The organism is Hydrogenobacter sp. (assembly GCA_041287335.1).
Taxonomy (GTDB): Bacteria; Aquificota; Aquificia; order Aquificales; family Aquificaceae; genus Hydrogenobacter.
Genome location: JBEULM010000018.1, coordinates 1 through 23,512, shown reverse-complemented (window position 1 = coordinate 23,512; position 23,512 = coordinate 1). Strand labels below are relative to the sequence as shown.

The 23,512-nt window shown below is 42.3% G+C and carries 26 protein-coding genes; 7 read left to right on the top strand and 19 right to left on the bottom strand.

Translation table 11 applies throughout. The features are described 5' to 3' along the window. A partial coding sequence (locus ABWK04_02195) for a Smr/MutS family protein (protein ID MEZ0360699.1) occupies nucleotides 1–487 on the top strand: 487 nt, incomplete at its 5' end. Here ABWK04_02195 and ABWK04_02190 read toward each other — a convergent pair. Continuing rightward, nucleotides 484–1,776 (bottom strand): FAD-dependent oxidoreductase, encoded by a 1,293-nt coding sequence (locus tag ABWK04_02190; GenBank protein ID MEZ0360698.1) that lies wholly within the window; start codon nucleotides 1,774–1,776, stop codon nucleotides 484–486. The two genes, ABWK04_02195 and ABWK04_02190, sit on opposite strands and share 4 nt — an antisense overlap. A 150-nt stretch (nucleotides 1,777–1,926) precedes the next feature. On the opposite strand from ABWK04_02190, the gene petA reads away from it, so the two are divergent. The 3 genes from petA to ABWK04_02175 are packed head-to-tail and all read left to right on the top strand — an operon-like array spanning nucleotide 1,927 to nucleotide 4,274. Then, nucleotides 1,927–2,445, top strand: a complete 519-nt coding sequence (gene petA, locus ABWK04_02185; GenBank protein MEZ0360697.1) for a ubiquinol-cytochrome c reductase iron-sulfur subunit — start codon at nucleotides 1,927–1,929, stop codon at nucleotides 2,443–2,445. Nucleotides 2,446–2,457: 12 nt separating this feature from the next. After that, nucleotides 2,458–3,648 carry a cytochrome bc complex cytochrome b subunit gene (locus tag ABWK04_02180; GenBank protein ID MEZ0360696.1) on the top strand — a complete coding sequence of 397 codons (1,191 nt, stop codon included), beginning with the start codon at nucleotides 2,458–2,460 and terminating at the stop codon, nucleotides 3,646–3,648. Further along, entirely contained in the window at nucleotides 3,645–4,274 is a 630-nt protein-coding gene (locus ABWK04_02175; GenBank protein ID MEZ0360695.1) for a c-type cytochrome, read from the top strand. Before ABWK04_02180 ends, ABWK04_02175 begins: the two co-directional genes overlap by 4 nt. Here ABWK04_02175 and ABWK04_02170 read toward each other — a convergent pair. From ABWK04_02170 to mobA, 3 genes are read right to left on the bottom strand one after another with little or no spacing between them, the layout of a single operon-like run. After that, nucleotides 4,252–4,914, bottom strand: a complete 663-nt coding sequence (locus tag ABWK04_02170; GenBank protein ID MEZ0360694.1) for an endonuclease III domain-containing protein — start codon at nucleotides 4,912–4,914, stop codon at nucleotides 4,252–4,254. The two genes, ABWK04_02175 and ABWK04_02170, sit on opposite strands and share 23 nt — an antisense overlap. After that, nucleotides 4,868–5,470: a serine/threonine protein kinase gene (locus ABWK04_02165; protein MEZ0360693.1), complete on the bottom strand. Its 603-nt coding sequence runs from the start codon at nucleotides 5,468–5,470 to the stop codon at nucleotides 4,868–4,870. The genes ABWK04_02170 and ABWK04_02165 overlap by 47 nt, the downstream gene beginning before the upstream one ends. Next, the gene (gene mobA, locus ABWK04_02160; GenBank protein MEZ0360692.1) at nucleotides 5,460–6,245 is read right to left on the bottom strand and encodes a molybdenum cofactor guanylyltransferase MobA; all 786 of its coding nucleotides are present in this window, start codon (nucleotides 6,243–6,245) and stop codon (nucleotides 5,460–5,462) included. Before mobA ends, ABWK04_02165 begins: the two co-directional genes overlap by 11 nt. A 24-nt stretch (nucleotides 6,246–6,269) precedes the next feature. Between mobA and ABWK04_02155 the strand changes: the two genes are divergently transcribed. Next, the gene (locus ABWK04_02155) at nucleotides 6,270–7,169 is read left to right on the top strand and encodes a folate-binding protein (protein ID MEZ0360691.1); all 900 of its coding nucleotides are present in this window, start codon (nucleotides 6,270–6,272) and stop codon (nucleotides 7,167–7,169) included. On the opposite strand, the gene cfiA is transcribed toward ABWK04_02155, so the two are convergent. The 6 genes from cfiA to thiO form a co-directional block, all read right to left on the bottom strand. Further along, nucleotides 7,166–9,124, bottom strand: a complete 1,959-nt coding sequence (gene cfiA / locus ABWK04_02150) for a 2-oxoglutarate carboxylase large subunit (GenBank protein MEZ0360690.1) — start codon at nucleotides 9,122–9,124, stop codon at nucleotides 7,166–7,168. The genes ABWK04_02155 and cfiA overlap by 4 nt on opposite strands. Next, the gene (locus tag ABWK04_02145; GenBank protein ID MEZ0360689.1) at nucleotides 9,106–10,026 is read right to left on the bottom strand and encodes a site-specific DNA-methyltransferase; all 921 of its coding nucleotides are present in this window, start codon (nucleotides 10,024–10,026) and stop codon (nucleotides 9,106–9,108) included. The genes cfiA and ABWK04_02145 overlap by 19 nt, the downstream gene beginning before the upstream one ends. Beyond that, nucleotides 10,011–10,649: a ThaI family type II restriction endonuclease gene (locus ABWK04_02140; GenBank protein MEZ0360688.1), complete on the bottom strand. Its 639-nt coding sequence runs from the start codon at nucleotides 10,647–10,649 to the stop codon at nucleotides 10,011–10,013. Before ABWK04_02140 ends, ABWK04_02145 begins: the two co-directional genes overlap by 16 nt. Further along, nucleotides 10,650–12,068, bottom strand: coding sequence for an acetyl-CoA carboxylase biotin carboxylase subunit (gene accC, locus ABWK04_02135; protein MEZ0360687.1), 1,419 nt, complete (start codon nucleotides 12,066–12,068; stop codon nucleotides 10,650–10,652). 11 nt (nucleotides 12,069–12,079) lie between these two features. Further along, the gene (locus ABWK04_02130; GenBank protein MEZ0360686.1) at nucleotides 12,080–12,496 is read right to left on the bottom strand and encodes an OsmC family protein; all 417 of its coding nucleotides are present in this window, start codon (nucleotides 12,494–12,496) and stop codon (nucleotides 12,080–12,082) included. A 64-nt stretch (nucleotides 12,497–12,560) separates the two neighbouring features. Then, nucleotides 12,561–13,604 (bottom strand): glycine oxidase ThiO, encoded by a 1,044-nt coding sequence (gene thiO / locus ABWK04_02125; protein MEZ0360685.1) that lies wholly within the window; start codon nucleotides 13,602–13,604, stop codon nucleotides 12,561–12,563. Nucleotides 13,605–13,621: 17 nt separating this feature from the next. On the opposite strand from thiO, the gene ABWK04_02120 reads away from it, so the two are divergent. Both ABWK04_02120 and pheA read left to right on the top strand, forming a co-directional pair. Continuing rightward, nucleotides 13,622–14,086 (top strand): hypothetical protein, encoded by a 465-nt coding sequence (locus ABWK04_02120; GenBank protein ID MEZ0360684.1) that lies wholly within the window; start codon nucleotides 13,622–13,624, stop codon nucleotides 14,084–14,086. Next, nucleotides 14,040–15,131 (top strand): prephenate dehydratase, encoded by a 1,092-nt coding sequence (gene pheA, locus ABWK04_02115; protein ID MEZ0360683.1) that lies wholly within the window; start codon nucleotides 14,040–14,042, stop codon nucleotides 15,129–15,131. Before ABWK04_02120 ends, pheA begins: the two co-directional genes overlap by 47 nt. On the opposite strand, the gene ABWK04_02110 is transcribed toward pheA, so the two are convergent. The 9 genes from ABWK04_02110 to ABWK04_02070 form a co-directional block, all read right to left on the bottom strand. Continuing rightward, nucleotides 15,114–15,980: a DUF58 domain-containing protein gene (locus tag ABWK04_02110; protein ID MEZ0360682.1), complete on the bottom strand. Its 867-nt coding sequence runs from the start codon at nucleotides 15,978–15,980 to the stop codon at nucleotides 15,114–15,116. The two genes, pheA and ABWK04_02110, sit on opposite strands and share 18 nt — an antisense overlap. After that, entirely contained in the window at nucleotides 15,952–16,824 is an 873-nt protein-coding gene (locus tag ABWK04_02105; GenBank protein ID MEZ0360681.1) for a slipin family protein, read from the bottom strand. The genes ABWK04_02110 and ABWK04_02105 overlap by 29 nt, the downstream gene beginning before the upstream one ends. After that, on the bottom strand, nucleotides 16,824–17,729 hold the full coding sequence (locus ABWK04_02100; GenBank protein MEZ0360680.1) for a mechanosensitive ion channel family protein: 906 nt from the start codon (nucleotides 17,727–17,729) through the stop codon (nucleotides 16,824–16,826). Before ABWK04_02100 ends, ABWK04_02105 begins: the two co-directional genes overlap by 1 nt. A 287-nt stretch (nucleotides 17,730–18,016) precedes the next feature. Beyond that, nucleotides 18,017–18,115 (bottom strand): nucleotidyltransferase domain-containing protein, encoded by a 99-nt coding sequence (locus ABWK04_02095; protein MEZ0360679.1) that lies wholly within the window; start codon nucleotides 18,113–18,115, stop codon nucleotides 18,017–18,019. A 46-nt stretch (nucleotides 18,116–18,161) separates the two neighbouring features. Next, nucleotides 18,162–20,201, bottom strand: a complete 2,040-nt coding sequence (locus tag ABWK04_02090) for an aminotransferase class III-fold pyridoxal phosphate-dependent enzyme (protein MEZ0360678.1) — start codon at nucleotides 20,199–20,201, stop codon at nucleotides 18,162–18,164. Then, a complete protein-coding gene (locus ABWK04_02085; protein MEZ0360677.1) occupies nucleotides 20,198–20,857 on the bottom strand; it encodes a class I SAM-dependent methyltransferase in 660 nt (219 codons plus the stop codon). The genes ABWK04_02090 and ABWK04_02085 overlap by 4 nt, the downstream gene beginning before the upstream one ends. Nucleotides 20,858–20,859: 2 nt before the next feature. Further along, nucleotides 20,860–21,723: an aldo/keto reductase gene (locus ABWK04_02080; protein ID MEZ0360676.1), complete on the bottom strand. Its 864-nt coding sequence runs from the start codon at nucleotides 21,721–21,723 to the stop codon at nucleotides 20,860–20,862. Further along, nucleotides 21,716–22,825, bottom strand: a complete 1,110-nt coding sequence (gene pseC / locus ABWK04_02075) for a UDP-4-amino-4,6-dideoxy-N-acetyl-beta-L-altrosamine transaminase (protein MEZ0360675.1) — start codon at nucleotides 22,823–22,825, stop codon at nucleotides 21,716–21,718. Before pseC ends, ABWK04_02080 begins: the two co-directional genes overlap by 8 nt. After that, on the bottom strand, nucleotides 22,822–23,512 hold a 691-nt coding region (locus tag ABWK04_02070; protein MEZ0360674.1), incomplete at its 5' end, for a polysaccharide biosynthesis protein. The genes ABWK04_02070 and pseC, both read right to left, overlap by 4 nt.

Below are 23,512 nucleotides of genomic sequence, written 5' to 3'. Positions count from 1 at the left end.
CAGAGAGTTTATAAAGGAAAAGAGAAAAGACATAGAAAGTAGGTTAAAAGTTGAAGAAATAAGAGTAGGTGATTGGGTAGAGCTGATGGGTTCAAAAGGAAGGGTGGTTGAAATAAAAGGAGACAAAGCGAGTGTTACCTTTAGCGGTATAAAAGCCTGGGTGAGTTTGAAGGATCTCAGAAGAACCGAGCCTCCAGCAAGAAACGAAGAAGACAGCATGGCGAGTTTTGAAATAAAGAGAGGGTTACCTTCAGAAATAAATCTCACGGGTCTATCTGTAGATGAAGCACTTTACAAATTGGAACTATTTCTGGAGGAAGCTCATAAGCTCGGTGCCAGAAGCGTAAAAGTTATACACGGTTATGGAGTTTTGAAAAAAATCGTGGAGGAATTTTTATCAAGTTCCGAACTCGTCATATTCCACAGGGAGGGTTATCCCAAGGAAGGAGGCGCAGGCGCCTCCGTAGTTTATTTGAGAAAGGATTAACAAGCCGATCCGGGAGAGCCTGAGCAATCCCTGCAAAGGTGTATGGGGTGAACACCAAACATAAACTTCAACATACTTTCTTCAAAGAAGGGTGCCACATCACCACTCTTTATTTTCCACATGAAGTACTTTTCAAAGGCTGACTTAAACCAGTGCATCCAAACAGCTTTTTTGTATTTCACCACGGATCTGGGTGGAATAACAGGTGAAGCAAAAAATCCCATAGCGTCACCACCCATATCAGCTACACATATAGCTGAAAGCTCGGGTGCGTATCTGTCTGTTGAATTCCTTATGTCGTTTATTATGTTATGAGCTACAGCCAGTGCCATCTGTTCTATCATCATGCCAGTTTTTGGTGCACCTGTTGGTATAGGAGTTTGCTCAACAGGAGGTATAGCTGTTACAACTCCAACACCGTATATGTTCTTATAAGTTGGGTTCTGAAAGCATCTGTTTACTATAACCATTTTGTTGGCAGGGTTTGCCACTTTGTCACCCGCTGAAGCTACCACCTCAGGACCCATAAATCTGGGCATGATCATGGAGAGTTTGCAGGAAACTTCGTAAGTCTTACCTTCAAGATCTTCATAAATCACCTTATCCTGCTCTACCTTAGTTATTTTTACGTTGGTAATGTACTTTATGCTCCTTTCCGCCATAGTATCTTCCATAAGCCTCCTTGAAGGACCTACACCACCCAAACCCATGTGACCTACATAAGGTTCTGAAGTTATATAAGTTATAGGCACCTTGTGTCTTATCCCTCTTTTTTTAAGTTCGTGATGAAGCATAAAAGCAAATTCATAGGCTGGACCAAAACAGCTGACACCCGGTATAGCACCCACTACCACATGCCCGGGATCTCTGTAGAACTCTTCAAGCTTCCTATTTAGCTCCATTGCATGCTCTGCAGTACATACGGAGGTAGAATACTGATCTTGTCCTTCTGCGCCAAATACCAGTTTTGGACCTGTAGCTATAACCAAGTAATCGTAAGAGATCTCTTTACCACCTGTGGTTCTTAACTTGCTGGCATCTGGATCTATACTCTCACCATTTTCGTTGATAAACTCTATACCGTGCTTTGAGAGTAGAGGAGCTAAAGGCATGGTAATGTCGTCAAACTTCCTCCAGCCTAAGGCTAAGTGTGGATATGCAGGCGTAAAGCCAAAATACGGTCTTCCAGATACAACTGTGATTTTGAGGTTTTTGTCCAGCTTTCTGAGGTCATAGGCGGTGGCTATTCCGCCCATCCCACCGCCGAGTATCACCACATGCTTGCTCATAGCTTAACCTCCTTAAGAACTTTAATAACACCAGCTTATAATTATATAAGAATTTCCATCACAGATAAAAGGTATTAAAAACTCCTTTTATCCCTTTTGTTGTTTGGTGATATAATTAATCCGTTATGAATATGCTCAGGAGGTAATACCATGGAAGCCTCAAGGAGAGATCTGATTGGTCTTGCCATAGGCGGACTAGGGGTTGTAGGGGTTGCGGGAGTCTTGTATCCCATAATCAAAACCCTGGCTCCCAGCGCCGCATCCTTAGCTGCCGCTAAGGTAGAGGTAGATATATCTCAAATACCAGAAGGAAATGTGAGGGTTGTGTCATGGAAGGGGAAACCTGTTTTTGTAGTACATTTACCTGCCAACTTTCAATGGAATGGCACCGTCAAGGAGGATAAAAACAGAAAGCTCCTAAATGGACATAGTGCTTACGCTTTAATAGCGGTGTGTACGCATCTTGGCTGTATCCCTCTTTGGAAACCTCAGGGTGAGGCAGAATATAACTATCCCGTCTTTCACTGCCCTTGTCACGGGGGCTTTTATTCTCCCTGGGGTGACAACATCGCAGGTCCTCCTCCATTACCTCTTCATATACCACCTCAAAACCTTCAGGGAAACAAACTTATCATAGGCGAGCCTGGATTTATTAAAGAACAAACTTAAGGAGGTTGAGGTATGTTCGGAAAAATAGGAAGATGGATAGATGAAAGGGCGCATATAAGCGAACTTTGGCGTTCACAAATGGTTGATTACAAAGTACCTAAGGGTTTGACCTTCCCTTACGCTTTCGGAGTTATGGCTCTCATAGCTTTTGCTATACAGATCGTATCTGGTATATTCCTAACTATGTATTACCAACCGAACGTTCACGCGGCTTTTGACAGCGCTAACTACACAATAATGAAGGAAATACCCTTTATGTGGCTCTTCAGGCACGTTCACGCAGCTGGAGCTAATTTCTTCTTGGCTCTCGTTTATCTCCATATGTTCACCGGTATATACTACAATGCTTACAAAAAACCTAGGGAGCTTACATGGATAGTGGGATGGTTTATATTCTTTATACTTTTGGCTACCGCCCTTTCTGGTTACCTTTTACCGTGGGGACAACTTTCTTATTGGGGCATGGTGGTTACTACCGAGATACCAACAGCTATTCCCGGTGCTTTAGGCGAGACTATATCCGTATGGATGAAGGGAGGATACGAACTTGGACAGATAACTCTGGGAAGATTCTTTGGTTTACACATTTGGCTTTTGCCTCTCATACTTCTGGGTCTTGTTGGGTTTCACCTGTACCTGGTGAGGGCTGCGGGCATATCAAACCCTGAAGGTGTGGAAATAGATAAGAAGAAGGAAGGTGTACCCTTTCATCCTTACATGACACTTAAAGAGGGAGCTTACGTTATGGGTTATCTTGCGCTCTTTTTCTTCTTTGTCTTTTTTTACATGCACCACTTTTTGCCACCCGATAACTTTGAACCTGCAAACCCTTTCAAAACTCCGCCTCATATAGCACCTGAATGGTATCTTTTGGCTTTTTATACCATATTCAGGTCAATACCTCAGAAGTTTTTGGGCTTTATAGCTTTTAGCGTGACGCTACTGCTTTTGCTCTTACTTCCTTTCCTTGATTTTTCCCCTTATAAAAGTGCGAGGAAAAGACCCTTATTTTTCGTAATGTTTGTACTGCTAGTCTTATCGGCTATGGCTCTAACCATTTTAGGAACTATGCCACCTACTCCTACAAACGCCATGTTGGGACTTACTTTTACTGCGTTGCTTTTTGCCTTCTTCATATCCTTGCCGATAATATCCGTTATAGAGTGGGGCTGGTATAAAGCGAGAGGAGGTGAAAAGAGATGATAAAGGCGGTGTTTTTTACACTTTTGACGCTTGTCTTCTTTTATATCATATGGATAAATAATATCTTTGCACCCCATGAAAAGTACGAGATACCAAATCAGTATGAGAAAATAGTTGAAGATGTGAAGTATGCGAAGGAAGGGAAACAGCTTTTTGAGCAGAACTGCCAAGCGTGTCATTCGGTAAGGTATGACGCTGTTTATCCTGCATCCATACAGGCAAATCCTAACTTAAAAGCCCTACAGGAACATTATGGGAAAGTCCTTCCCGCAGAAGTTTACGAAAGCGCCTTTTACACTGAGCTTTCTCAACTTAAAGAGTCCTTCGGTAAAATACCGCCTGACCTCTCAACCATGTATCTCTCAAGAGGTAAGGAGTATCTTTTTAACTTCATACTTGATCCACAAAAGGTGCTTCCCGGTACTACCATGCCACCTGTTATGATGGGAAGACCAGAAGATACAGCAAAAATAATTTCTTATCTGAGATCTGTGTCAGAGCCTTCCCCCTCCGAACAGGCAAAGAGAACACTTATGGGTGTTTTTACTATAGCTTACCTCTTAATTATGGGCATACTTATATGGATATGGAGGGGAAGGATACTTAAGAAGATGGGTCTGCACTGATACACATCTCTTTTACAGGGCATCCCCCACAGAGGGGGGTGCTTTTACAAAACCTCTTTGCATGCTCATCTATAAGGGCATGAAACTCTTTGTAAATCCCCACATCTTTAGGTAAATGTTTCTCAAAGGTCTCTTTGAGATCTTCATAGCTACCTTTCAATCCGTAAAGTCGTTCCATCAAACGGTGCGTATACTTATCAATGACGAAATTCAGCCTATTTCCGGCATAAAGCAGTATGGCGTCTGCAGTCTCTTTTCCTATTCCTCGCACCTTCAGAAGCTCTTGCCGTTTTACATAACTGACCTTTTCTGTAGGATTTAAGAAAAAAGCCACTTCTTTCAATCTGTGAGACTTTAACCTGTAAAAACCTGCCGGTCTTATAAGTTCTTGAAGGGTTTTTTCATCCACCTTTCGTACAAAGTCAAGAGACAAAATACCCTTCCGTTTCATTCTCTCAAGAGCCTTTTCCACATTTTTCCAGCTTGTATTTTGTACAAGCACGGCAGATATAATTATTTCATCTCTTGGATCCGTATCCATCCGTGAGTGATAAGACGTATCAATGGGCCACCATCTCTGGTACCCATAAAACTCAAGTAGTCTCTCGTAAACTGCTAACAAGAATTCTTTTAAGCTCATTAAACACCCTCTCAGGCTCCTTTATGTACGCCTTTCCGAGATCTACAGCCTCCTTAAGATCTAAGTATTTTTCCCTCATGAGAAGCTGTATAAACTGCGTAATGTTGGTTTTTCTTTTGCAGGAGATTTTACCCCTTTCAAAATCTATTATGTAAACTTCTCCACTTTTATCCACAAGCAAGTTTTTGTCCAACTTATGAAATTCATCCTTTGATATACACATCCTATCAAGGAGATAGGCAAGCTCAAGGGTTTTTAAAAGGATTCTGTTCTTTTCTTCAGGTGTAAGGATGCACTTCTCAAAGGGCACTCCCTCTATAAATTCGTAAAGCACAAAATCCTCTCCATATACGAGGATCTGAGGAAAGTTCTTCATCCCTTTGAGCATCTCAAGTATATGGGCCTCTTTGTTTATTGCCTGCTGTACACTTTTGTTTTTGGCTACCTTTACAGCTACATCCTTACCGAGAAATTCAGCTCTGTATATATAGCTTCTCCATCCTTCACCTATTAGCTTTATGCCTTTAAGTTCAACTTTTAGCTCTTCAAACCTCACCTAAAACCTTATATCCCCACTCTTCTATGGCACTCTTGAAACTTTCAAAAGGTACATCTTTCTGTGTGACCACTTCCACTTCACCTTTTTGTAAATCCACATTAACTTCAGACACACCTTCTAAGGCAAAGAGAGCTTTTTTCACTGTATTAGCACAGTGTTCGCAAGTCATACCGCTTACTTTTAATTTAGTCCTACCCATGAGTTTTAATATAATCTCCAGATCTTTTTTTGTATTCATGTTTACGAAAGATGAAAGGTCGGGATCAAGCTTGAGAATCTCATCCTCCCTTATACAGTGGTAACCAACCCTTTCCAGAAACTCCATTACCTTCTTTTTACCGTTCCTGAGGTAACTCTCAAGCTCCTCATACACCGTATTCTTATACACACCAAAGAGAGGATAGATCTTATCCCTTATACAGTAGATGGTTATGGGTTCTTTGAAGTGATCAATTATATACTTCGCAACAGACGATTTTATGAGTGGCATGTCCACACTAACAATAAGCGCCCTGTCAGTTTTCGTATTTTTTAAGGCTGTATATATACCTACGAGTGCACCTTGCTGTGGGATTAAATCGTATATAAACTCAATATCTCTCAGACTGAAAAGCTTGTTGCTGTCTTTTCCCACTACGGCAAGCCTGTCACACACGGGAGCGAGAGCATCCAACACATACTCTATACATCTTTTTCCTTTTATCTGAAAAAGCACCTTATCCTCGCCAAACCGTCTGCTTTGTCCTCCCGCAAGTATAAAACACTCGTTCATGGAGGATATTATATTTATAAACCCATGAGGGCTGTGATTTTTGAAAGGAGCAAGATAAGGGTTTACGGAAAGCAAGGCAGGGTTTTACCAAAGGGAATGGGTGAAGAACATACAGCTTTTTTGCATAGCCTTTTGAGTAACGACATAAAAGGTATGAAAGATGGTAGCCTATCTTACAACCTATGGCTTAGACAGAACGGTACTCCTATTGAAGATTTTTTCGTATACAAGCTCAACGATCAGTACGTATTGGATACGGAAGCTAAGGGGGAAAGCATCGTTGAGGAGTTCAAAAAGCTAAAGCTTTCCCTAAGGGTTTATTTTGAGGATCTTACTGACAATCTCGGACACATTTTTATCTTCGGGGAAGGATCTTCTCAGTTTATAAAGGAACATTTCAACGCAACTTTAAGTGACGGGGAAGTCATAAAGAGTGATAGGTTTATTTTAGCGAGGAATCACATACGCCTGAGGGAGGAAGGTTATGACATTATCGGGGAGAGGGAAAGGTTAGAAGATTTACTCAAAGATATGGATAGAATTAAAGAAGAAGAGTTTGAAGACTTGAGGATTGAGAGAACAATACCGAGAATACGCAAAGAGCTAAGAGAAGGTTTTTCTCCTTTAGAAGCGGGTGTGCTTTCTTATGCCATAAGCTTAACCAAAGGATGTTATGTGGGACAAGAAGCTATAGCGAGAGTTTATTACAGAGGAAGAACCCCAAGAACCTTAGCTAAGTTTGAAGTAAGAGGAGTAAGGGAAGGAGACAAGATAAAGGAAGAGGGAAAAGATATCGGTGTTATAACTTCCGTAAATTCTAAAGGTGATATCGCCTTGGGCTATATATTAAGAACTAAAGGTGAAATAGGAAAGATCCTCCCCTGTGGTTCAGGGGAGGCAAGGCTCTTAGAAATGGTTTCTTAACCGTAGCTAGTTTCTTCAACTGCAGGCTCTATTCTGAGGAGGGCATCATCAGGAGTTACATTATCTCCCGGCTTTACAAATATCCTTTTCACTATACCGCTTATAGGGGCGTGTATCTCATTTTCCATCTTCATAGCTTCCACAATGGCTACCGTTTGCCCTTCTTTAACGCTATCACCTTCCTTTACCAACACCCTGACTACCCTTCCCGGCATAGGAGCCGTAGCATCACCTGGCTGTGTAGCTTTAGGTATTCCTTTTTCTTCAGCCTGCAGTACAGCCTGTGAAGGACCTGTAGAAGGTATAGCCTCCGTCAGTGGTGTCAGCTGTATTTCTTCAAGCCTTCCGTCCACTTTAATATAGTACTTTCTAGGCTTTCCGGGCTCTGAGTGGGCGCTTACACCCTCAACCCTTACCTTAAACTTCTCTCCATGATAAACTATTTCAAATTCAATAGGTGCAGCACCAGGAACTACTCCTGGCTTTACTTCTGTTGCTTCTATAAGTTCGTCAATGGGTTCAGGATGAAGCTCTCCTTTTTCCCTCGCTACGAAAAAGTCCTTTGCCTGCATGGGGAAGAGGGCGTAAAGAAGCACCTCTTCATCGGTGGGTTCTCTACCAAGCAGTGCTTTTGTTTCCTCATAAGCCTTGTCCCAGTCGTTGGGGTCCGCCAGGTCCGCAGCTCTTATGGAAAAGTCGGGTTCTTTACCCGGACCCAGTATCTTTTCCGCCAGCTCCTTTGATATGGGACCCGGAGGCTTTCCGTATTTGCCCTCCACATAATCCCTGACTTCCTTTGTTATTACCTTATAGCGTTCGCCCGATATGACATTGAGAACCGCCTGCACACCTACTATCTGAGAGGAGGGTGTAAGGAGAGGGGGGTGTCCCAGATCCCTTTCAACGTTGGGTACCTCTTCAAGAGCCTCTTCTATTTTATCCAATGCGTTCGCTTCTATCAGCTGTGCTACCATATTAGATATCATACCTCCGGGTATCTTATGTATAAGTACCTTGGCATTCACACCTGCATACTCAGTTTCGTACTTTTTATACTTTCTTCTTATCTGTTTTACTATTTCAGAAAGTTCATCCAGCTTTTTCATGTCTATACCTGTATCAAAAGGTGTTCCTTCGAGCATAGCTACTACGGACTCTGTAGCAGGGTGTGAGGATCCAAAGGCAAGAGGTGACAGAACCGTATCCAACATATCAACTCCCGCAAGCACAGCCATCATGTGGTTAACTATAGCTGTTCCACTCATATCATGATTGTGTAGCAGCACCGGGAGTTTTCCACCCGTTGCCTCCTTAATACCTTTTATGATAGCGTAAGTTTCAAAGGGCATGATAATACCAGTAGCATCCTTAAAGGAAAGCCAATCCGCACCCATTTCCGCTATCTCAAGGGCGTATTCTATCCATTTTTTGTACGTATGTATAGGGCTTCTCGTATAGCTTATCTCTGCATGCGCCTCGCCTCCGAACTCCTTTATGGCTTTCACCGCGGTTTGGATATTTCTGTTGTCATTAAGAGCATCAAACACTCTGAATACGGTGATACCGTTCTTTACGGCTCTTTCAACAAATTTATAAACCAGTTTGTCAGACTTGGGTCTGTATCCTACGATGTTTTGACCTCTGAAGAGCATCTGCAGCTTTGTGTTGGGCATTACCTCCTTTATACGCCTGAGCCTCTCCCAAGGATCCTCTTTGAGGTATCTCAGGCACACATCGTAAGTAGCACCCCCCCATACCTCAACAGCATAAAAGCCCACCTTATCCATAGCTTCACACAAAGGTAACAGATCCTCCGTTCTCACGCGCGTTGCAAGTTTACACTGTTGCCCATCTCTCGGTGTGAGGTCCGTTATAAGTATTTTCTTCTTGTAGCCGGACCTCTCATACTCCTTTAGCTTCTCCTGAATCTCTTCCATTATCTCCACAGCGTGCATGCCTTACCTCCTTTTAAAAATTCTTTAATCCTTAAGTTTGCCAGCTCAATATATTCTTGGTTTATCTCATAGCCTATATAGAACCTGCTTGTTTTTATGCTTGCCAGGGCGGTTGAACCGCTTCCCATAAAGGGGTCAAGTACCACATCACCTTCAAAGGTGTATAGCTGAATGAGCCTGTAGGGTAGCTCTACTGGAAAGGGTGCGGGATGTCCTACCTTCTTTGCTGATTCTGACTTCATATACCAGACACTTCTTGTATAGGTTAGAAATTCATCCCTTGTAATGGTATCCTTTTTACTTCCGCTTTTCTTTCTCTCATACATTCCCTTTGAAAATATCAGTATATATTCGTGTTCATCCCTTATCACAGGGTTCTTTGCAGAAAGCCATGTGCCCCAGGCAGTAGAGGGTGCCCCGCCTCCTTCTTTTACCCATATAATTTCACCACGCATTAAGAAACCTATCTCTAACATATCCTGTATTATAAAGGCATGAAGAGGTATATAAGGCTTTCTTCCAAGGTTTGCCACGTTAATACATGCACGACCACCCGGCACAAGAACTCTATAGACTTCCCTCCAGACCCTTTTCAAAAAGCTCCTGTAACTATCAAAATCCAAATCATCATCATATTCCTTACCCACATTGTAAGGTGGAGATGTTATCATGAGATGCACGCTGTTGTCAGGTATTTCGGACATATCCTCTGAAGATTTACAAAGTATTTTATTTAAAAGCTCCTTAGGAAACTCTTGCTCCTCTGATATAAGTTCTTCCCTTCTATACCGCTCTGCAAAACTTTCAATAAGCCTTCGTGAGTAGAATTTGCTTGAATCATGCGCAAACCTTCCACCAGCTCCAAAGCTATAAGTTGCAGTGCCTTTTACTCTTCTGCCCATAAATCTATCCACCTCTTGTATGGGTCATAGCCTATGTTAGCAGTTTTCCAGTATATATCTATAACATAGCCCATATTTTTTGCTGTTGCTACCGCTTCCTGTAAAACATCAGAGCTTATCTCTACTCCTCTTGGGTTAGTTTCTTTTTTTGGCTTTTTAAAGTATAATCCTCCATACTTACCAAACAATTCAAGCTGAAGTTTAAGCGGTATATAACAAAACTCTCCGATACCATCCCAGTTTATACGAGAGAAAAGTATATCTGCCTTCGGCTTATATATTTCAACAAACTCATCTACCTTTTTCCAGTCCACAGTCCATACAAGTTTGACACCTGAATATCCCCTTCCTGTCTTTGTTTTTATTGATATGGGATTGCTATGCCCTTCAAGAATTACATCAACTTCATGCGTGATTATATCAGGCTCTTTAACTTTATGCTCACCAAAATAATACTTGAGCATAGCAACTACAACTCTTTCTCTCAAAGTTCCGGCTTCCATACCTACCTTTCCTCCTCTTGACACCTCCAGCTCAGCCAGCTTAAACAGATACGGCAGTTTTTTCCTTATCTTCGCCACCATAGCCTCATCTCTAAACAAACCTGCTAATAAGTCTACCATCTACAGTCCATGATATGCGGCTATCGCCGCGGACAAAAAGGCAACAAAGTCTTCTTTGCCAAGCTTTTCTTCGTACTCAAAGAGGTGGGGATGCGTCTCTAAGTATTTGGTGTTGAACCTTCCAGCTCTGAAATCCGGGTCTTCCATAATCTTTATAAGAAGGGGTATGGTGGTCTTTATGCCCGTTATCTCATAGGTCTCTAAGGCTGCCTTCATTCTATCCACCGCCACCTCCCACTGTGGTGCCCAGACTATCAGCTTGGCTATCATAGAGTCATAGTAAGGTGTTATCTCATACCCCCTTGAAGCGGCGTGCTCCACCCTTATGCCAAAGCCACCGGGCGCGTAATACCTCTCTATAGTGCCTATGCTTGGTGCAAAGTTCTTTTTGGGGTCTTCTGCGTTAATCCTGCACTCTATTGAGTATCCGTTAAACTTTATATCCTCCTGCTTATATCTTAGAGGCTCGCCAGCCGCTATGCGTATCTGCCACTTTACTATGTCTATGCCCGTAATCATTTCAGTGACGGGATGCTCCACCTGAATACGGGTGTTCATCTCAATAAAATAGATATTTCCCTTTTCATCCGCCACAAATTCCATGGTGCCGGCGCTGTAATAGCCTATTTCCTTTGCGGTGTTCACTACAAGCTCTCCATAATAGGCTCTTTTGCCGGGTGTCAGCAGTAGTGAAGGTGCTATCTCCACCAGCTTCTGGTTTCTCCTCTGAATGGAACAGTCCCTCTCTCCAAGGTGTATCACATTGCCATACTTGTCTCCAAGCACCTGAAACTCTATGTGGTGGGGGTTTTCTATGTATTTTTCCAGCAAAAGGTCCCCCCTGCCAAAGGCTTTCTGAGCCTCGTTGTAGGCAAGCTCGTAGTTTTTGAGAAGCTCCTCCTCGTTCCTGCATATCCTTATACCCCTACCACCGCCTCCTGCAGAAGCCTTGAGAAGAACAGGATAGCCTATCTCTCTTGCTATCCGCTTTGCCTCCATCTCGTCCTTGAGAATGCCATCGCTTCCGGGCACGGTGGGAAGACCAGTCTTCTTGGCAATCTCTTTTGACCTCGCCTTATCACCCATAAGCTCTATCACCTTCCAGTGAGGACCGATAAAGTTTATACCCTTTTCTTCGCAGAGCCTCGCAAAATGCTCGTTCTCCGCCAAAAAGCCATAGCCCGGATGTATGGCATCCGCACCCACCTCAAGAGCTAAATCTACTATACGCTCCGCATTGAGGTAAGTGTCAAGGGGATTTACACCTATCATATAGGCTTCGTCTGCCATCTTCACATGGCGTGCGGTGGATTCTATCTCGTTGTATATGGCAACTGTCTTTATGCCCAGCTCCTTACATGCCCTTATTATCCTGCAGGCTATTTCACCCCTGTTGGCAATTAGCACCTTTTTAAACATGCATAGCCTCCTTACAGAAGCTCAATCTTATACTCTATGGGTGCTACTTTGTTTATCATGTATGCTATAGAACATGTACCGGGGTCATATATGGTTTTGTCCAAAGCCTTCTTCACATCCTCTTTGGAAACTTCACCCTTGACCTTTACAAATAGGTATATTTTGGTAAAGACCTTTGGGTAGCCTTCTGTGACCCTTTCTGCGTCTGTTTCAATCTCTATGTGTTCTGTATGCTTTCCTTCCTTATGGAGGGCTTCATAGATGTGTATGCCTACGCAACCCGCTATGGAGTGAAATAAAAGCTCTGGGGGTCTTATGCCTCTACCTTTACCACCTACGTATCCCGCCGCATCAATGGGTACTTCCCGTCCTGATTCACCTGCGCCTATAAAGTGAAAGTCTTCTCTTTGAATTACCTTCACCTTCATAAAAACCTCCTTACCTTAGTGGATCATTTATTATATTCCCATTTACAAAAAGTGCTAACGAAAATCATGGATTTTTAAATCTATCTGAAGAAAAGGCTTTTATATAGGGACTTTCTTTTGAGTAAACTAAGTAATCTTTTGCAAGTTTTGCGGTAAGTGGTGCGTGAAGAATGCCGTTCCTGTGATGGCCGGTAAGAAGCATATAATTTTCCCCTATATTAAAGATGGGCAGATCATCCGGCGATGCTGGTCTAAAGCCTACTAATGCAGAAAAGAAACGCGCTCCTTTCATTGCAGGGATAAGGCGTATCGCATTTTCCGATAAGGACCTTAACCCTTCGAGGGTTATATCGGTATTAAAGCTCTGTACCTCCGATGTAGCTCCTAAGTATATGTACTTACTCCTGGGAATGATATAGCATATGGAGGAATAATGTACTTTACGGTGTAAACCATCTTTTACCTTTAGAGCCTGCCCTTTTACTGGAAATACTGGAACATCAAAGAGTGTTCTCGTCCAAGCTCCAATACAGAAAAGGTAAAAATCCGCTTCGTACCTGCCTTTTAAACCCTCTAAACCTATCACTTTTTTGTCCTTTGTATCTACTTTGACTATATGATCGATTGCAATTTCAATTCCCAATCTGCTGACAGCGAAAAGAAGGGCATCCATGAGCATTTCAGCATCCACCCATCCCTCCTCTGGATAATGTACCACGGTCTGCACTTTTCTCGAAAGATACGGTAAGCGATCCAGCATCTCAACGCGAAAACCCATTTTTGCGTAAGCTTCAGCCTTTTCAAGTAGCTTTTCTTCACCTTTCAAAATCACCCTATTTATACCATCCATCCAGAGATCTACCTTCTGACCCGACACATCTTTGACTAAATCCACGAAGGACGGGTACTCTCTAAGACTTTCGTAAGAGAATTCAAAAAGCACGCCTTGTAGCCCCTCAGAGAAGGGAGCCAGCATACCACCAGCCACCCAGGAGGTAGCCTCCTCAGGATTTCTGGTTATAACCCTTACACTATAGCCCTCCAAAGCCAGCAAAAAGGCACAGCTAAGACCTATTACACCGCTTCCTACTACAATGATTTTTGTCATGGTATATAATAAGTTATATGGGAGAGTTAAAAAGAAAACTTGATGTAGATTACATTTACTTTGCAGAGGTAGAGATGTTGTTGAGCTATGGCGTGGGTTATCCTGATCTCATAATAAAGTTGAGGGAGAAGATACACCAGGAAGGTCTTGAAGAAAGCGTTTACGTAAAAAAGACGGATAGAAAGCTCTTTCAGAATGTACACAGATTCGTAGAACTTCTTGATAGATCCGATGAGCCAATGTATGATGATGAAGCACAACCTCCACAGAAGTGGTGGTGGCATCTTCGCAGCATAGCAAGGGGTAAACATCCCAGCTTGACACTTCCATCTTACTTAAGGGATATCTACAGGAAAAGGCGCAAATATTGGAAACAGAGAGGCAAAGAAAATCTTTACGTAAAAAACGGCGGGTATTTTTATTTAAACTATTCCTATGGAAGAACTTGGGACTTGGCGCAAAGAGATAGATCGTATAGATGAAGAGATTCTAAGATTACTGAACGAAAGACTCGGTATAGCTCAAAAGATAGGTGAACTGAAAAAGGCTTCTGGTCTTGAAATCCACGTTCCCGAAAGGGAGAGGGAGATCTTTGAGAGACTTATGAAACTAAACAAGGAACTTTACGGTGGGAAGTTTCCGGAAGAGGCACTATTTCATATATACAGAGAGATCATCTCAGCTTGTCTGGCGGTGGAAAAACCACTCAGAGTTGCCTACCTTGGACCCAAAGCTACCTTCACACATCAGGCTGCACTTGAGTATTTTGGCTTTTCTGTACACTACCTTCCTGTAAGTACCATAAGGGACGTCTTTAACGAGGTGGATCTGTGTAGGGCTGATTACGGAGTTGTACCTGTGGAAAATACCATAGAGGGGGTTGTCAATTACACCCTTGACATGTTTTTGGAGTACGATCTTAAGATAGTTGGTGAAGTGGTCATTCCCATAAGACTTCATCTCCTCTCCAATCTTCCAAGTTTAGAAAGCGTAAAGAGAATATATTCGCATAGGCACGCTTTGGCTCAGTGTAGAACTTGGATAGACAAAAATCTTCCAAAAGTTCAGATCGTTGAAACTGAAAGTACTGCAAGGGCATGCGAGATAGTTCTTGAACTTGAAGATTCTGCAGCTATTGCCAGTGAAGTAGCATCTTACACCTATCACCTGAATATACTTGCGGAAAATATACAAGAAAGTCCCAACAACTTTACGAGATTTCTCATAGTAGGAAACAGGAACATGAGAAGAACAGGGAAGGACAAAACAAGCCTCATCCTGGCTGTCAGAAACCAACCGGGTGACCTTTACAAAACGCTTGAGAGTTTTTACCTTTACGGGGTTAACTTAACAAAGATAGAGTCAAGACCTTCCAAAAAAAAGGCGTGGGATTACGTATTCTTCGTGGATCTGGATGGGCATATGGAAGATGAAAACGTAAAGATGGCTCTTGACAAACTTACAAAGGAGAATCGCATTATAAAAATACTCGGCTCTTACCCTAAAGCTTTATTTGAAGAGGGCTAAAGTTGTGAGTAGCTTCCTTTTATGTATTTCACCGGTTGCGGGCTTTATAAAGTTCTCACCAATTTTTAGTCCCACCGGATAGCCTTCACGAATGAGTTTCACAACTAGATAAGATAGCTTAGAAATTTTCTCTTCCGTATTACCATCAACCAATTCAAGGGAAAGCACTACAGGGCTTTTCTCCTGCGAATACGTATCCTTTACGTAAAGACTGCCTGTTTTGGCAGAAGCTTTCCAATGGATCAACTTTACGGGTTCACCTTTGTATTCCCTTATGGAATGAACCTCGTCATAACCCTTCGTAAGACTAAAAAGACTTTCTCCACTCCTCTTTGTATCCCTATGATCATAAACTTTCAGTTCTGCAGGGGAAAGTGCAGGAAATACAACAAGGTTAAGTGGAACATCTTCTACATAATATCTTTCAAATAATCCTACTGGAAAGGTCGTTGCTACAGTAAGCCGTACGCTCTCGTAGAAACCTCTACTCTCAAAATAAAGATCCACAGTTGTTTCTGCCCTTTTAAATATAACAGGAAGCGTCTCCCTTTTGAGTTTTGAAGGGAAAGATATGAGAAAGGAAGGGAAGATCTTTCCATTTTCGACAATTAATCTAAAAGTTTCGTATCTGCCTGCGTAAACCTCCGCAGGTGGTATAAGCTTCAGGGTTAGACCTCTCAAATTGTAAAGGGAAAGTAAGCCTGATGTCAGCATAAAGGATAGCATGGAGGATACTATAAGGTAGAGTAAGTTGTTTGAGGTGTTAACTGCTGCGACTCCAAAGAACACCGTTATACCTATAAACACTATCCCTATACGATTAACTTTTACCCTGTATTTTTTCTTCATTCTTGTCTAAAAATTTCAGCATCTCAAAAGGTATGGGAATGAGTAGAGTATTGCCAGGCTTAGTACTTACCGTCTGTATAGTTTCTAAGTATCTCAATTGAAGTGCGAGAGGTTCGGAAGAGAGGATTTTGGCAGCATCCGCCAATCTTTGTGCTGCCTGATACTCAGCTTCAGCGGTTATGATCTTTGCCCTCCTTTCTCTTTCTGCTTCAGCCTGCCTCGCCATAGCACGCCTCAGTTCTTCGGGAAGATCTATCTTTTTGAGTTCAACGGATACCACCTTTACACCCCATGGATCCGTTTGTCTGTCAATGATCTCCTGAAGGGTTATATTAAGCTTTTCCCTTTCAGCAAGTAACTCGTCCAGTTCCACAGAACCGCAAACGCTTCTTAATGTAGTCTGTGCTATCTGAGATGTTGCATAATAGTAATTTTCCACTTCAACCACCGCTTTTACGGGATCCACTACTCTGAAGTATACCACCGCATCCACACTTACCGATACGTTGTCTCTGGTTATGATATCCTGTGTGGGAACATCAAGAGTCACAGTCCGTAGATCCATCTTAACCATCCTATCTATTACAGGTATGAGTATGAAAAGCCCTGGACCCTTTGCTCCTATGACTCTCCCAAGTCGGAAGATAACCGCTCTTTGGTATTCAGGCACTATCTTAATACTAACCGCAAGAAAAAGTACAACTGCCACGAGGATCACCACAAAAGGTGATAGACCCATAATAAAACCTCCCAAGATTTTTATAAGCTCGCTGCCAAAAATGAAAGCAAAAACTACAGCAAAGAACAGTATAAAGGGTAAAACTTCAAGCGCTCCCCTCATCATCATAAATTTATATCTTTTTCCAAGTAAATCTTTCTAATAGGGAAGGGAATGTCTATTCCCTCTTTTTCGTATTCCCTCTTTATCCTCTTTATAAACTCGTGCCTAACCAAAAACTGAGCGTCAGGATCAAGTACTCTGAGAATAACACTGAAGTTTATGCTAAAGTCTCCAAAATTGCTGTATCTTATGAAAGGTTCAAAGTTTGGATCGGCTCCTTGCACACTTTTTTGTACCTCCTTTGCTATGCGAACGGTTACTTCTTCAACCTTCTCAAGATCCGAAGAGTAACTTACACCCATAGGAATGACCAAAGCCATGGATGGATCGGGCTTCCTATGATTTATTATTATGGAACTGACAAGCCTTGAATTGGGTACTATAATGAGGTTATTATCCCTCCTCTTTATAACCGTATTCATCCAAGTTATATCTTGAACAAAACCCTCCTCACCGTTTTCAAGTTTTATAAAGTCACCTACCTCTACCTGTCTTGAAGCTATTAGGTTCAAACCTGAAAAGAAATTAGACAGAGTTCCTTGTAGGGCTAAAGACACCGCTAAAGCACCAACCCCTAAGGTAGTTATAAAGTGTGTAACAGGTATTCCAAAGGAACTGAGAAGAGTAATTATACCTAAGGCAAGTATTGTAGCTTTTATCAGAGCAAATATGAGAGCGGTTGGAGGTAGCGATATATTGGCTTTCCTTACATAAAACCTGATAATTTCTATAACTGCATCGGCAATGACAAAAGTTACCGAGAGTATTATTACACCTTCTATAAATTTTTCTACAGCTACAATGTACTTTTTGTGTTTTTGAAGATATTCAGAAAAGTAGAGGGTCAAATAGAGAGACAAAGCGAATACCCATAGTATAGATGGTATTCTTAACGTCTTGTAGATCACTTGGAAAAAATTTAGCTTACTTAGAGACCTTTTCATCAAGGAGAAGATCGCAAATCTCAAACTAAAAAATACAAAAAAGAATAATAAAAATAAAAAAGTCGGAGCAAAAAAGCTTATAACATCCTCCTTCGTAATCATCTTTCTGCATGCTACTTATGTAGCCACTATCTCTCCATAGGCATGGCTAAAGCTGGCACCAGAATAGTATATCTTTATGTTGTCTTCCCTGTCAATTAGTGGCTCATTCGCTGTTGTTATCATGCCACAGTCCCACTCACCTTCTTTTCCTATATAAGTATGTCAAGGTCTGACTGTTGGTCAAAATCGCCCCTCGCATAAGAACCATAGAGGTACACCTTCAGGTCTTTTCCTGTTATACTTCTCAATTCCTACTCAAATTGCCTTACCACCTTTTTTTGCATTCACCAAGCATCACATCCTCCTAAAGACAGGCTCTAAGAGTCTCCCTTCAATAAGCTCTTCTACCATGTCATACTCAAGAGCATACTTTATTATGTCAAGCACTCGGTCATATACTTCTAAGGTTTTTTCTATTATCTGATCTGTGTGGGGCAGAGCCATGTTATGAGAACCTGTAAAAAGAACTCCTCTTTTTGCACACTCCTGCTGAAAGAGGGTCTTTAGCTTTAGAGCCTTATCGCCGTAAAAATCCAGCAAGAACCTTACAGGATAACCCTTTACAAAAACAAGGTCTTCAAGCTCCTTTTCTTCAATGAGTTTTTGTATGCCTTCCTTTAGCTTTCTTCCCTGTTCCCAGATGTAGGGTATTACACTGTGGTCTTTTATGTATTCTACGGTGGCTATGGCACTGACTATGCTGGCTGTCTCTCCACCGAAGGTAAAGGAAAAGAAGACCTCTTCAAAAAGGTCCATAAGCTCAGCCCTGCCCACCACAGCAGATACAGGCATGCCGTTTGCCATGGCTTTTCCAAAGCATGCAAGGTCAGGTTCTACACCAAAAAACTCCTGAGCACCACCAAGAGAAAAACGAAAACCCGTAACTACTTCATCAAAGATAAGTAAAGCACCATGTTTGTGCGTGAGTTCCTTTACCTTTTGTAAAAAACCTTCTTTTGGCTCTTCTACACCTACTGGTTCCATTATCACGCATGCAATCTGGTCAGGATATTCTTCAAAGAGTCTTTCAAGGCTTTCTATGTTGTTGTATTCAAAGGTAAGAGTAAGTTTTTGCACAGCCTCTGGGACTCCTTTGTTTCTCGTGGTAGTGCCTATATACCAGTCCTGCCAGCCATGATAACCACAGCAGGCTATCAAGTCCCTACCCGTATATGCCCTTGCAAGTCTAACCGCTGCAGAAGTCACATCTGAGCCATTTTTCCCAAACCTTACCTTTTCAGCACACGGCACAAGTTCTATAAGGAGTTCCGCCAGCTGAGTTTCTAAATAGCTTGGCAATGTAAAGACGGTGCCTCTTTCAAGCTCCTTTTTAACTTTTTCAAGCACAGGCTCAAAGGCATAGCCCAGAAGACATGCACCCAAACCCATTGTGTAGTCTATATAGCGGTTGTCGTCAAGGTCTGTAAGCTCACATCCTTTTCCTTCCTTTACAAAAAGAGGGCTTGCGCCCACAGAAAACTGAAGATAGGACTTGCTGAAGGTTTGTGAGCAGTTGGGTATAAGCCTTTTTGTTTTTTCAAAGTGTTTTAAAGACTCTTCAAGCTTTAGAGGTTTTCCTTTGAGGCTTTTTATGAATTCTCTGTCTTCCTTTAAAGACTTTAGATAGCCTTCATTAACCACTATATGCTCTTTCCTTTCTAAAAGTTCTGGTCTTTCCTTTATTAGGGCTACCACTTCTTGGTAGCTAAAATCTTCTTTGTAGTTTAATGCCTCTATAATCCTTTCAATGACTCTGGCATCCTCTGGATAGTCAAGGCTCAAGTGTATGTAAGAAAGGTCTTCTTCAAAGGGTTTAAAAAAAACTTTTTTTGTCCTTTTTGACTTCCTTATGTAGGGGCTAACATGTTCCCTCTCTGAAGGCAGTTTTGCCCTCTTGTCTGCCAGCAGTATAGCATCACCGCTAATTACCTCCACGTCAAAGCCGTCTATGATGCCCACAAGACTAAGGTAGTCTGCCTTCTCTTCCATAAACTTATCAAATGCCATCTCTATAAGCCTTGGGTCTATAAGTGGGCAGTCTCCTGTAATCCTGATAACTGTGGAAAGTTCATAAAACCTTACCGCTTGTGCGTACCTGCTTAACACATCTGATGGGTCTCCTTTTAACACTTCCCAGCCAAAGTCGCGAGCTATCTGGCAGAAGGAGTTATCTTCTTCAAGGTATGTGGTGGCAAGCACCTTAAGGTCTGCCTCTACCTTGCCAGCCCTTGATAATACCCATTCTATGGCTCTTTTGCCTGCTATCTGAGTGAGCATCTTTTTAGGAAACCTTGTAGAGCCGTTTCTTGCCTGAACTATAAGCCCTGCTCTCATAGCACTTTATCCTGCCTTAGGTATATTTCTTGCTTTCTCAGAAGGCTCACACAGAAGAGATTTTTAAGGTTTATATCTCTAAATTCTTTTGTGTCGTGGTTGTAGCAAAGGGTGGCAAGCTCCACATACAAGCCCGAGGACAAGAAAAGCTCCTTATAGGCTTGCTTGTAAGTATATAGCTCTTCCTGTGTGTGATGGTAGGGGTTTTTTATAAAGATGGGCATCTGAAAATCTCCTATCACAAGATAACCCTCTTCTTTTAAAGCCCTGTCTATGCGGGCTATAGCATGAAGAAGGTTTTTCCTGTCTATCCAGTGCAATACGCTGTTTACTATAACCACATTGAAGCTGTTTTCAAAGTCCATTTCTTCTAAGGCTATGTTGTAGAACTCTATAAAGGGGAAAACTTTCTTTCCTTCTTCTACCGCCTTTTTTGATGGCTCCACCGCTACTACTTTGCATTTGTACTTTTCATAAATCCTTGCAAGTCTCCAACCATTTGATGCACCCACTTCAAGCACACTACTTTCCGCTTTTAATACTCCATAATTTTCCAAAAGCCATATGACTATATCATCTTTGGGCTTCAGGCTTTCTTTGTTCCTCTCATACCATCGGTCCGCTTCGTAGTTTTTGAAAACTTCCAACTGCTTCATTTCTACCTCCAGTTATATGGCAGGATTATATTCTCATCTTCCACTTCAAAGCCTTCAAGAACTTCTGAAAAGCTTATATTGCTTCTAATGCACTCTAAATTCTCCTCAAGTTGCCTAAGGTTATCCACACCTAATATGATACCTTCTATGTCAGAATATTGCCACACGAAAATAAGGCAAAGACAGGAAAGAGGAAGGTTCAAAAGCTCTGCCTTTTTCTTCAAAGAAAGCACTTTGTCCCTTATGGGAGCAAAAAAGCCCGTAAGTCTTTCCTCTGGCAGGAAGAAGAGACCTTGAAGGAAAACAGACCTTGCTAAAAGCTTTAACTTTAGCTCTTTTAACTCTTTCAGCCTTCTGATAAATCTTCTATCAAAGACGTTCGCTGGAAACTCCACCACAAAGGGTTTTTTTATAACATGGAAAAAATCAAAAACTTCTTCTACATGATAGACAGAAACACCGTATTCTTCTATAAGACCCTCCTCTTTTAACCTTTCAAGGCTCTCGCTCATTAATTCCCTTTTGTCATCAAAAGTTTTAAAGGAATGCAAAAGTAAAACCTTTATCTTTTCAACTTGTAGCTTCTTTTTACTTTCTAACACTTTCTCTTTTATGTCCTTATAGTTTCCGTAGTTTTCATGGGGTAGTTTTGTGATTATGTTAAATATTCTTCCTTTTTGACGCATATAGTTGCCTATAACCTCTTCGGACCCGCCATAAGCTTGAGCGGTGTCTATCCATCTTATGCCTTCCTGCCATGCTCTATCAAGTATTTGAAAGACCTCCTCATTAGAAAGTCTCCTGCCGCAGGATATACCGTAATCCATGCCAAAATTGGCACTACCTAAGATAAGCCTTTCAAACACTTAAAAACTCCTCCAGCTTTTCTACTACATAAATAAATTCTTCCTCCTTCAGACCCGGGTATATGGGCAGGCTTAAAACCCTCTCGTAAAAGTCTTCAGCTATGGGGCAAAGACCCTTTTTATAACCGAGCTTTTGCAAAAAGGGATGCCAGTAGACGGGTATGTAATGTACCTGCACGCCTATACCCGCCTTGCGAAGGTATCTAAAAAGCTCCCTCCTTTTTTCCTTTTCCTTGAGCCTTACAGGATATAGATGGTAAGAATGGTAAGCATAAGACCTTTCTACAGGAAGCTCAAGCCTTGTGTTTTTGCCTAAGACTTCGTAATACTTACTGGCTATTTGCCTTCTTTTATGCACAAACTCGTCTAACTTTCTAAGCTGAGATAAGCCTAAGGCACACTGAAAGTCAGTTATTCTAAAGTTGAAGGAAGGAAACTCCACGTAGTATTCCCAGTCCTCTCCCCTCCTTATGCCATGATTTCTGCACCTTAAAAGCCTTTCATAAAGCTCTCTGTCCTTTACCAACACCGCACCGCCCTCACCTGTAGTTATATGCTTTACAGGGTGGAAGCTAAAGACCACCGCATGAGAGAACTTGCAAGAGCCTGTTTTGAAGCCTTTATAGGCGGAGCCAAGGGCATGACAGGCATCTTCTACCACATAAAGACCATACTTTTGAGCTATTTGCCATACCCTTTCCATATCCACAGGATGCCCAGCATAATGCACTGGCACGACTAGTTTTGTTCTCTCTGTTATCAGGCTTTCAAGAAGTTCTGTCTTCATGTTGCCCGTGTCCGGCTCTATGTCGCAAAAAACGGGCCTGGCACCTAGGAGAACTCCCGCGGATACGGTAGCGGTAAAGGTAATGGGTGTGGTTATAAACTCATCACCCTCGGAAAGTCCTAAGGCTCTGTATATGCAGTATAGGGCTGAAGTGCCTGAGTTGAAGACAACCGCATAGGGGCTTTGGCAATACTCCGTTAGAGCTTTTTCAAACTCTTCTACCTTTGGTCCCTGGGTGATAAAGTCAGACATAAGGACTTCTACCACAGCCTTTATGTCTTCTTCATCTATAAGCTGTCTGCCGTAGGGTATCATGTTTCAACGTCCTTCAGAGCTTTATTAAGAAAAGCTCTCAGCTCCTCACCCTCCAGCCACCAGTCGTTTTGGTCGCTCCTGTAGAAAAAGCCCTCTGGCATTTTTGGAAAAGCCTTCCACTTTTCTAAAGCCTTTGCCTCAAAGCTAAACTGCGGAAGCAATACAAAATAATGCCTTCCCTCACCCTCTACAAGCCTTACATCCCTTGCCTCATCTTCAGCTATAAGGCTCTCGTGAAGCTTCTCGCCCGGTCTTATGCCTATGAACTTAAAGCTGCAGTCAGGACACAAAGCCCTTGCCAGCTCCACAATACGCACGCTCGGAATCTTTGGCACAAAAACCTCTCCACCCTCCGATTCCTCAAGGGCAAAAAGAACGAGCCTTACACCCTCTTCAAGGCTTATCCAGAACCTTGTCATACGCTCATCGGTAATGGGTAGCTCCTTACAGCCCTCTGAAAGGAGCTTTAAAAATAAAGGTATGACGCTTCCCCTGCTTCCCACCACATTGCCATACCGCACTATGCTAAAAGAGGTCTCCTTTGCCCCCGCATAGGCATTGCCTGCAATGAAGAGCTTCTCCATGGTTAGCTTGGTGGCACCGTACAGGTTTACGGGGCTTACCGCCTTGTCGGTGGATAGGGCAACCACCTTCTTCACACCCTTTTCTATGGCTACTTCTATGATG